The sequence below is a fragment of the Micromonospora sp. AMSO12t genome, from assembly GCF_008806585.1.
Lineage (GTDB): Bacteria > Actinomycetota > Actinomycetes > Mycobacteriales > Micromonosporaceae > Micromonospora > Micromonospora reichwaldensis.
In genome coordinates, this window is the sequence record NZ_WAAS01000235.1 from 1 (window position 1) to 10,134 (window position 10,134).

The following is a 10,134-nucleotide window of genomic DNA, read 5'->3' on the forward strand; positions in this document are numbered from 1 at the left end:
CGCCCCCGGGAGAGCCCGACCCCTCCGCGACACCACCCGTCGGCCCGGGCGGTGCTGCGCCGACGGGCCCGCAACAGCCGCAGGACTGGGTCTTCCCGCCCACCGGCGGGTACCCGGCCGGCTCCGGCCCGTACGGCGGGCAGCCGTGGTACCCGGGCGCCCCGGTCGCCTATCCCGGGCAGCCGGTCCACGGGTGGTATCCGCCGGGGCACGGCCTTGATCCGGCCGACCTGCTCGTCACCCCGCCCGGCGCCGGCGTCAACGGCTGGTTCGGCCGGTGCGTCGGCGCGGTGCGCCGGGGCTGGCGGCTGCTGCTGCCGATCCTGCTGCTCACCCAGGTGCTGCCGGCCCTGGTGGTGTCGGTGCTCTCGTTGGTCGTCGACCCGTCCGCGAAGTGGGAGGAGTCGATGGCCGACGACCCCGCCGCGCTGCCCGACACCTTCCTGGCAGACACGGGCGTCCTGCTGTTCGTGGTGCTCGGCAGCGCCCTCGTCTTCGGTTTCGTGCAGAGCCTGGGCTGGGCGGCCGGCACCTGGGTGGTCACCCGGCAGGCGGCCGGTCAGCCGGTGAGCGTGGGCGCGGCCCTCTCCTACGGGGCGCGTCGGGCGCTGGGCCTCTGGGGCTGGACCCTGCTGATGAGCGTCATCATCGGGCTCGGGGTCTGTCTCTGCGTGATCCCCGGCATCTACTTCGCCTTCGCGCTGAGCATGGCCGGCCCGGTCTACCTGTTCGAGCGGCAGCACCCGATCGGCCGTTCCTTCCGCATGTTCCACGACCGGCTCGGTCTGCTGCTCGGCCGGGTGGCGCTGGTGGCGGCGGCGGTGATCGTCGGCAGCGGGGCCGCCGGCATGGTGGAGGGCATCGGCACGCTGCCGTTCGGCACCACCCCGTTGGAGTCGCCCGGCACGGCGGTCGGCGTGCTCGTGGTGACGCTGGTGGGCGCGGTGCTGGCCCTGCCGACCCACCTCGCCCAGCTGGTCGGCCTGGTCGTCACGTACGCCGAGCAGCGCGCCCACGAGGGGCCGGTGGACAGCGCCCGGCTGACCGGTGAACTCGGCTGACCGGGGCGATCGTGCTTGCACTCGGCAGGGGAGAGTGCTAAACAAGTCATTGGCACTCGCATACCGTGAGTGCCAATGGTCGGGGCGGTAGGGCCACGGTCGTAGCGGCGTCCAGACGCGGCTGCGGCACATGGCCGGTCGTCGCGGGCTATCCGGCCCGGCCGAGGAGACGTCGTCGTCGCCAGGTGGCGACGTCCCAAGGTGCGTACACCAGGCGGCCCATCCGGGACACACACTCCGGGTGGCCCGTGAGTGTCCAGGAGGACAACGCCGTATGGCCAAGATGATCGCGTTCGACGAAGAGGCGCGCCGCGGCCTCGAGCGGGGCATGAACCAGCTCGCCGACGCCGTGAAGGTGACCCTCGGCCCCAAGGGCCGCAACGTCGTCCTCGAGAAGAAGTGGGGTGCCCCCACCATCACCAACGATGGTGTGAGCATCGCCAAGGAGATCGAGCTCGAGGACCCCTACGAGAAGATCGGCGCCGAGCTGGTCAAGGAGGTCGCGAAGAAGACCGACGACGTCGCCGGTGACGGCACGACGACGGCGACCGTCCTGGCCCAGGCCCTGGTCCGCGAGGGCCTGCGCAACGTGGCCGCCGGTGCCAACCCGATGGCCCTGAAGCGGGGCATCGAGGCCGCCGTGGCCAGCGTCTCGGAGGAGCTGCTCAAGCTCGCCAAGGACGTCGAGACCAAGGAGCAGATCGCCTCCACCGCCTCCATCTCCGCCGGTGACACCAGCGTCGGCGAGATCATCGCCGAGGCGATGGACAAGGTGGGCAAGGAAGGCGTCATCACCGTCGAGGAGAGCAACACCTTCGGGCTGGAGTTGGAGCTCACCGAGGGTATGCGCTTCGACAAGGGCTACATCTCGGCCTACTTCATGACCGACCCGGAGCGCATGGAGGCCGTCTTCGACGACCCCTACCTCCTGATCGTCAACAGCAAGATCTCGTCGGTCAAGGACCTGCTCCCGATCCTCGAGAAGGTCATGCAGTCGGGCAAGCCGCTGCTGATCATCTCCGAGGACATCGAGGGCGAGGCCCTGGCGACCCTGGTCGTCAACAAGGTCCGGGGCACCTTCAAGTCCGTCGCCGTCAAGGCGCCGGGCTTCGGTGACCGCCGCAAGGCCATGCTGGCCGACATCGCCATCCTCACCGGTGGCCAGGTCATCAGCGAGGAGGTCGGCCTCAAGCTGGACGCCGTCGGCCTCGACATGCTGGGCCGCGCCCGCAAGGTCGTGGTGACCAAGGACGAGACCACCATCGTCGACGGTGCCGGCGACGCCGAGCAGATCCAGGGCCGGGTCAACCAGATCCGGGCCGAGATCGACAAGAGCGACTCCGACTACGACCGCGAGAAGCTGCAGGAGCGGCTGGCCAAGCTGGCCGGCGGCGTCGCGGTGATCAAGGTCGGCGCGGCCACCGAGGTCGAGCTCAAGGAGCGCAAGCACCGCATCGAGGACGCCGTCCGCAACGCGAAGGCCGCCGTCGAGGAGGGCATCGTCCCGGGTGGTGGCGTCGCGCTGGTGCAGGCCGGCAAGACCGCCTTCGACAAGCTGGACCTGGTCGGCGACGAGGCGACCGGTGCGAATATCGTCAAGGTCGCGCTGGACGCCCCGCTGCGGCAGATCGCCGTCAACGCCGGCCTCGAGGGCGGCGTCGTGGTGGAGAAGGTCCGTAACCTGAACCCGGGTCACGGCCTCAACGCCGCCAACGGCGAGTACGTCGACCTGCTGGCCGCGGGCATCATCGACCCGGCCAAGGTGACGCGTTCGGCGCTGCAGAACGCCTCGTCGATCGCGGCGCTCTTCCTCACCACCGAGGCCGTCGTGGCGGACAAGCCGGAGAAGACCCCGGCCGCCCCGGCTGGTCCGGGTGGCGGGGACATGGACTTCTGAGTCCAGCTCCGACAACGCCGTGAGGGGCGGGCCGCGTCAGCGGTCCGCCCCTTGCGCTGTCACGTCGGCAGTGGCCGTTGGTTGCGTCTCTTCTGCGCCCGGTCGTACGGCTGCGGGATCTGCACCGGCTCGTCGACCAGCGTCACCGGCTCGTCGGCCGGCTCGTCGACGCCGGCCATCTCCGCCTGCTGCTCGGCGTCGCCGTAGTCGAGCCGGTCGAACGGCAACGGGCCGGGGCGTTCGTCGTCCGTGGTCATGGCTGCCTCCTCTACCGGAAACGGTAGGGCGCGACGATCACCAATGCGGGCGAATGGCGTTATGAGGGTCTATATCCCGTTCGCCCCGTTGTCAGTCGCCGAGCGTCCTGCGGTACAGGAAGAAGACGCGCTCGATCCGGGCACCCGCGCTGCCCGAGTAGAACGGGACCGGCCCGACCCAGCCGATCTGCGCAGCCGTCACGCCCGCCGCCCGCTGCTCGCGCAGGCAGCGGCGCAGCAGCACCCCGCCGATCCCCGAGCCCTCGGCCGCCGGGGCGGTGCCCATCGGGCCGAACCAGCTCGGCCGCGACGACCCGTACGCGGCGAAGCCGAGCACCACGCCGTCGCGCTCGGCCAGGTGGCAGCCCGCCCCCTCCCGGCCCACCGAGCCGGCCAGTTCGGCGTCCCAGGCCCCGCCGAAGGTGGCGCGGGCGAACTCCGCCAGCGCCGGCAGGTCACCCGCCTCGGCGCGGCGGACCGTGACGCCCTGCCCGGCCAGCCGGGCCTCCGCCGGCTGCGTCGGGCGCAGCGCGGGCGAGCCGTCGTACGACAGGTCGGCGGTCATGTTCCACGCCGTCCGGTCCTGCCGGTAGCCGAGCGCCAGCGCGGCGCAGACCGCCGGGGTGTAGCGCACGTCGATCCCGGGCCAGGCGTAGTACGGCGGATTCCCGGCGAGCAGCACCTCCACCGCGCCGAGCTCGGCGAACCGCGCCTCGGCGGTCGCCAGCAGGGCCCTCCCGACACCGCGTCGCCGCTCCTCCGGTGCCACCGCGACCAGGTCGACGTGACCACGGGCGTCGCCGTCGCCGGCGGCGAGGGAGCCGATGAGCACACCGACGAGACGCCCCTGCCGGTGCGCGCCCCACACGAACACCGGGCGGTGGGCGGCGGCCCGCGCCCAGAGGGTGTCCACGACAGCCGGCGCCTCGGCCGCGTCCTCCGGCAGGTCCAGTGCCCGCCCGCAGAGCTCCACCACGGCGGGCCGCCGGTCGGGTCCCAGCTCGACGATCTTCAGGTCCATGGACGCCGACCCTAGGTCACCGGAGCGCTTCTGTTAAGAAGAGCCCCTGCTGGCGCCTGGGAAGAGCCCCCGTTGGCGCCGCCCGGCCGGCGGACCGCGCCGACGACCAGTCCACGTGCGGCGAGGGCTCGTCCACGTCGGTCCGCCGTGGCGTGCCGCGACCGACCCGATCGCCTCAGCCGGCCGGCCCGGGTTTCGGCTTTGGCTCGGGCTTCGGCTTTGGCTCGGGCTTCGGCTCGCGCTCCGGGTCCGGCTCGCGCTCCGGGTCCGGCTCGCGCTCCGGCTCGGGCTCGGACTCCGGCTCGCGCTCCGGCTCGGGCTCGCGCTCGGGAAGGGTCGGCGCGTCGGTGGGGTAGAGGCCGGCGACGAATCCGTACACCTGGTCGCCGGACCGGGGGATCTGGGCGAAGCGGCGGGCCAGCGCCTGCACCTCGGCCCAGAACGCGCGTACCTCCTCGATCGGGATGCGGGCGTGCACGAGGGTGCAGCGCAGGTCGTCGGCGGCGTGGGCGGCGGCCGATTCGGCGACGGCCTCCGCGAGCCCGTTGACGGCGGTCGCGACCTGTCTGTCCTCGGGACGGGTGAGCGCGCCGATGTAGAGCGTGCGGGCGACCCGGCCGTAGTACCGCTCGTCGATCGCCCGCACCCGCCGGGTCCGCACCACCTTGAGCAGGCCGGCGTCGACGAGCGCGGTCACGTGGTAGGCGACGCTGCTCTTCGGCCGGTCGACCGCCCGGGCCAGCTCGGTCACCGTGGCGGCCCGCTCCAGGAGCAACTCCAGGAGGGTGGCGCGCAGGGGATCGGCCAGCGCGCGAAGCTGCGCGGGCGCGGTGACCACGAGCAGCTCGTCGAGGTCGTAGTCCGGGATCCGCTCATTGCTCGACATTTCTCGACCGTTCTAGAATCATGGATCATTCGATCGTTGTCGTCTGTTGACAGGAGTGTAGAGATGGCCGACGTGGTCCTGTTCCACCATCTGCACGGGCTCACCGAGGGGCTGCGCGAGTTCGCCGAACAGTTGCGGGCGGGCGGGCACAGCGTGCACACCCCCGACCTGTTCGACGGTGAACGCCCGGCGACCCTCGACGAGGGCTTCGCGCTCACGAAACGCATCGGGCGCGAGGTGCTGCGCGAGCGCGCCGACCGGGCCGTGGCCGAGCTGCCCGACGGGCTGGTCCACGCGGGCTTCTCCTGGGGCGCCGCCACCGCCCAGCGGCTCGCCCAGACCCGGCCCGGCGCCCGTGGCGCGCTGCTCTACGAATCCTGCCTGCCCGTCACCGGCGAATGGGCCGTCGGCCCCTGGCCCGCCGGGGTTCCGGTGCAGATCCACGGCATGGACGCCGACCCGTTCTTCGCCCTGGAGGGCGACATCGAAGCCGCCCGCGAGCTGGTCGGCATCGTCGGCCCCGACCTCGGCGAGCTGTTCGTCTACCCGGGCGACCAGCACCTGTTCACCGACAGCACGCTGCCGTCGTACGACGCGGAGGCGACGGCACTGGTGCTGCGGCGCTCGCGGGAGTTCCTCGACCGGCTGGGGTGAACCGGCGCTCCGCGCCGACCTCACCCCCGCGCCGATTGGACGGCGGCGTACGCGTCGACCAGGCCGGCGCCGGTGATGTTCCGGTCGCCCCCGCAGGTCTGCGTCCGGGCGGCGTACGTGGCCACGGCCGGGGTCGCGGTGTCCCGCAGGATCTGCCGGGTGCGGGGCAGGTCGCCGACCAGCGCCGGGTTGGCCGACCACATCAGCGCCACCACGCCGGCCACCTGCGGCGTCGCCATCGAGGTGCCGCTCAGGACGGCGTACCCCCCGCCCGGCATCGCCGACAGCACCTCGTCGCCCGGCGCGACCAGGTCCGGCTTGGCCGCCCCCGGCACCGGTCCCCGCGACGAGAACAGGGTGACCTTGCGCTGCCGGTCCACCGCGCCGACGGTCAGCACGTCCGCGTACGGGGCGGGCGGGTCGTCGATCGAGCCGCAGTACGGCCCGGTGTTGCCGGCCGCTGCCACCACCATGACGCCGGCGGCGTCCAGGGCGGCGGTGGCCGGCCCGAGCACGCCCGGGTCGCAGCCTTCGAGCGCCGGGCAGCCCCACGAGTTGGTGAGGATGTCCGGCGCGCGTGCCGGGCGCCCGTCGGTGAACGGGTCCCCGCCCGCCGGGAAGGGCGCCAGCATGAACTGGAGGCAGTCGAGGTAGTACGCGGGATTGCCGAGGTTGCGGTCCAGGTTGACGCAGCCGGCCCACCGGGCGCCCGGGGCGACCCCGATGCCGCCCCGGCCCACCGCGCTGCCCGTCGTGTGGGTGCCGTGCCCGCCCTGGTCGGTCGGCGCCCGGGTGCCGTTCCACGGGTCGTGCCAGGAGTCGTCGCCGCCCCGGAAGCCGCCCGCCAGCGCGGGATGCCCGCCGTCCACGCCCGAGTCCGAGCTGCCCACCACGATCCCGGAGCCGTCCACCCCGAGCTGGGACCAGACCCGGTCCGCACCGAGCATCCGGACGTTCCACTCGGGGCCGGCGGGCGCGGGCGCGGTGCCGCGACTGCGGCCGGCCGGCGCGGGCAGCGGTCGCACCCGTTGGCTGACCAGCACCCGGGCGACCTCAGGGCGGCGCGACAGCCAGGCCCGTACCGCCGGCCCGCCGTCCACCTCGACGGCGTTGACGAGGTAGTAGGGGGTGTGGTCGAGCCGCAGCCGGCGCAGGTCCCGGCGCAGGTCGGCCTGGGTCCGCTCGGCGGTCGCGACCAGCCGCCGGTGGACCTCGGCGACCCGGGCGTCCCGGCCGGCCCGACCGGTCGTCGCCGGGACGCCGGCGAGATCGGCCTGCTCGCGGAGCACCACGAACAGCCGCTCGCCGTGCAGGCCAGGCTGCCCCGCGCCGACGGCCACCGCGCCGACCGCCAGCAGCAGCGCGGCGGCGGTCACCCCGGCCACCCGCCGGCTCGGCCGCCGGCCCCGGCCCAGCAGCACGCCGTACGTCACGGCGAGGACGGCCGCGACGGCGAGCCCGGCACCGGCGGCGGCGGCCACCCAGAACGGCACGTCGCGGGTGCTGGCCAGGAGGAGGGTGATCTCCTCGGGATCGGTGCAGGCCAGCGGGCCGAGCACGCCGAGCCCGACCAGCCAACGGGCTGCGGGCCGCAGGGCGCCCGTCCCCGGTCGCCCGGTCGGGGCCGGGCGGCGGGCCGCCGCGTGCAGGGCCGCCAGCGCGAAGCCGGCCGGCGGCAGGGTCAGCAGCAGGGGAAGCTGGGCCCCGGACTGGCCGACCCCGGCGGCGAGCAGCAGCAGCGCGACCCCGGCGACCAGGCCGCCGACCAGCACCAACCGGGTCGGCCGGGGCGGTTCGCCGACGGTGAAGCGGGACCAGAAGGCGTCGTCCAGCAGCGCCCCGGCCAGCACGCCGAGCGCGGCAGCGGCGACCCCGGCGAGCACCGTCTCCAGCAGCCCACCGAGGGCGCCCAGCCAGGCCCAGGGCAGCAGCAGCGCCAACCCGCCGGCCACCCCGAGCAGCGTGACGGCCGACGCGGGCACCCGGGGGGTCGCGACCGCCGCGCGGCGGGCCAGCGCCCGCAGGACGAGGGCGGCCAGGCCGGCCGGGGCGGCCAGCGCGGCGAGGTACGCCTCGTGGTGCACCGGCGGCATCGCCCGGAGCAGCCCCAGCGCGCCGAGCGCGAGCGCCGCCGCCAGCCAGGTCCGGCCGGTGGTGCGGACCGCCGCCGAGCGGGGCAGCAGGGCCAGCGTCAGCGCGGGCGCCCCGACCAGCAGCACGGTGAACAGCACCGTCGCCGGCCAGAGCCAGACCACGCGGTCCAGCCCGGAGGCCAGCAGGACCTGGTCGGCCAGCCAGCCGCCGAGCTGGCCGACGACGACGAGCCCGACCGTCCAGCAGCCGGTCACCGCCGCCGCCACCACCGCCCAGGGGCTCGGCGGGCCCGGCGTGGCCAACGGCCTTGGAGCGGGTTGACCAGCGGGGAACGGGGGGCCGACCTCCATCCCCAGACAGTACGGCGCGGACGGGCTGTCCCGCCGGGTGGCGGCGGCGGTTACCGTGGACGGGTGCGTGACCCCAACGTGTCCCGAACGACGGCCGGCCAGCTCTCCCCCGAGCGCCGGGCCGCCGACCTGCGCCGCCTGCGCACCGAACGCTTCGACGTGCTGGTCATCGGCGGTGGTGCGACCGGGGCGGGTGCCGCCCTGGACGCCGCCTCGCGAGGGCTGAAGGTGGCCCTGGTGGAGGCGCGCGACTACGCCGCCGGCACCTCCAGCCGCTCCAGCAAGCTCATCCACGGGGGCCTGCGCTACCTGGAGCAGTTGGAGTTCCACCTGGTGCACGAGGCGCTCACCGAGCGCGGGCTGCTCGCCACCCGGTTGGCCCCGCACCTGGTCCGGCCGGTGCCCATCCTGGTCCCGCTGCCCGACGGGCGGGGCGTACGCGGCCTGCCGGCCCGGGTGTTCCGCCGCTCCTACTACGGCGTCGGCGTCGCGGCGTACGACGCCTTCGCCGGGGTCTTCGGCGGCGGGCGCGGCATGCCGCTGCACCGGCACCTGACCCGCGAGGGCGCCCGCCGCGTCTTCCCCAGCCTGCGCGCCGACGCGGTGGCCGGCGCGATCCGCTACTACGACGGGCAGGTCGACGACGCGCGGCTGGTGGTGACCCTGGCCCGCACGGCGGCCAGCCTCGGCGCGACCGTGGTGAACAGCACCCGGGCGGTCGGGCTCATCCGGCAGGCCCGCGAGGTGACCGGCGTCCGGGTCCGCGACCTGGAGGCACCCGCCGGCTCCCCGGACGCCGAGTTCGAGGTACGCGCCCGCACCGTCATCGCCGCCACCGGGGTGTGGAGCGACGACATGTCGCGGATGCTGAACGACGTCGGGCTGCGCCCCGGCATCCGCGTCCGGGCCTCCAAGGGCGTGCACCTGGTGGTGCCCCGCTCGGCGATCACCGGCGAGGCCGGGCTGATCCTGCGTACGGCCACCAGCGTGCTCTTCGTCATCCCGTGGGGCGGGCACTGGATCATCGGCACCACCGACACCGACTGGCGGCTGGACCGGTCCCACCCGGCGGCCTCCGCCCGGGACATCGAATACCTGCTGGACCAGGTCAACACGGTGCTCGACCGGCCGCTCACGACGGCCGACATCGAGGGCGTCTACGCCGGGCTGCGGCCGCTGCTGGCCGGCGAGGCGGACTCCACCTCCAAGCTGTCCCGCGAGCACGCCGTCTTCGAGCCGATGCTCGGGCTGCTGCTGGTCGCGGGCGGCAAGTACACGACGTACCGGGTGATGGCCTCCGACGTGGTCGACCGGGCCGCCCACCGGCTCGGCGCCGTACGCCCCTCCCGCACCGCCGACCTGCCGCTGCTCGGCGCCGACGGCTACCCGGCGACGTGGCGGGACCGGGCGGACCTCGCCCGCCGGCACGGGATGCCGGTCGGGGTGGTCGAGCACCTGCTGGAGCGCTACGGCACCCTCACCCGCGACCTGCTCGCGCTGATCGACGCGGACCCGCTGCTGGCCTCCCCGCTGGCCGGCGCACCGGAGTACCTGGCCGCCGAGGTGACGTACGCGGCCCGGGCCGAGGGGGCGCTGCACCTGGAGGACGTGCTCACCCGGCGGACCCGGATCTCCTTCGAGACGGCGCACCGGGGCCTGGAGTCGGCGGGCCACGCGGCCGAGCTGATGGGCGCGGTGCTCGGCTGGGACGAGGCCACCCGGGCCCGCGAGGTGGAGCACTACCGTGCCCGGGTCGAGGCGGAACGCGAGTCCCAGCTGATGCCCGACGACGCCACCGCCGACGCCGCCCGGCTCGGTGCGCCCGACGTACGGGGCTTCGCGGCGGACCGCGGCGTGGACGACGACCAGGCCGAACTGCCGTCCTCGTCCCGCTGACCGGCCCGGCCCCGGTCA

General features: G+C 74.6%; 8 protein-coding genes. 4 read left to right on the top strand and 4 right to left on the bottom strand.

Annotated features, from left to right (window positions below; all coding sequences use genetic code 11):
- On the top strand, positions 1-1,061 hold a 1,061-nt coding region (locus F6X68_RS33680; RefSeq protein ID WP_192581543.1), incomplete at its 5' end, for a DUF3824 domain-containing protein.
- 274 nt (positions 1,062-1,335) lie between these two features.
- On the top strand, positions 1,336-2,958 hold the full coding sequence (groL, locus tag F6X68_RS25700; RefSeq protein ID WP_151456693.1) for a chaperonin GroEL: 1,623 nt from the start codon (positions 1,336-1,338) through the stop codon (positions 2,956-2,958).
- Positions 2,959-3,017: 59 nt separating this feature from the next.
- On the opposite strand, the gene F6X68_RS25705 is transcribed toward groL, so the two are convergent.
- The 3 genes from F6X68_RS25705 to F6X68_RS25715 form a co-directional block, all read right to left on the bottom strand.
- Complete coding sequence (locus F6X68_RS25705; RefSeq protein ID WP_088998151.1) at positions 3,018-3,215, bottom strand: hypothetical protein; 198 nt, start codon at positions 3,213-3,215, stop codon at positions 3,018-3,020.
- Positions 3,216-3,306: 91 nt separating this feature from the next.
- The gene (locus tag F6X68_RS25710) at positions 3,307-4,236 is read right to left on the bottom strand and encodes a GNAT family N-acetyltransferase (protein WP_151456694.1); all 930 of its coding nucleotides are present in this window, start codon (positions 4,234-4,236) and stop codon (positions 3,307-3,309) included.
- Positions 4,237-4,411: 175 nt separating this feature from the next.
- A complete protein-coding gene (locus tag F6X68_RS25715) occupies positions 4,412-5,122 on the bottom strand; it encodes a helix-turn-helix domain-containing protein (protein WP_151456695.1) in 711 nt (236 codons plus the stop codon).
- A gap of 63 nt (positions 5,123-5,185) precedes the next feature.
- On the opposite strand from F6X68_RS25715, the gene F6X68_RS25720 reads away from it, so the two are divergent.
- Positions 5,186-5,776 (top strand): dienelactone hydrolase family protein, encoded by a 591-nt coding sequence (locus F6X68_RS25720; protein WP_151456696.1) that lies wholly within the window; start codon positions 5,186-5,188, stop codon positions 5,774-5,776.
- 20 nt (positions 5,777-5,796) lie between these two features.
- Here the strand turns inward: F6X68_RS25720 and F6X68_RS25725 are convergent, their stop codons facing one another.
- Positions 5,797-8,220 (bottom strand): S8 family serine peptidase, encoded by a 2,424-nt coding sequence (locus F6X68_RS25725; protein WP_151456697.1) that lies wholly within the window; start codon positions 8,218-8,220, stop codon positions 5,797-5,799.
- Between the two features lie 78 nt (positions 8,221-8,298).
- Here F6X68_RS25725 and F6X68_RS25730 point away from each other — a divergent pair, with 78 nt between their 5' ends.
- Positions 8,299-10,116: a glycerol-3-phosphate dehydrogenase/oxidase gene (locus F6X68_RS25730; protein WP_151456698.1), complete on the top strand. Its 1,818-nt coding sequence runs from the start codon at positions 8,299-8,301 to the stop codon at positions 10,114-10,116.
- The last annotated feature ends 18 nt before the right edge of the window (positions 10,117-10,134 follow it).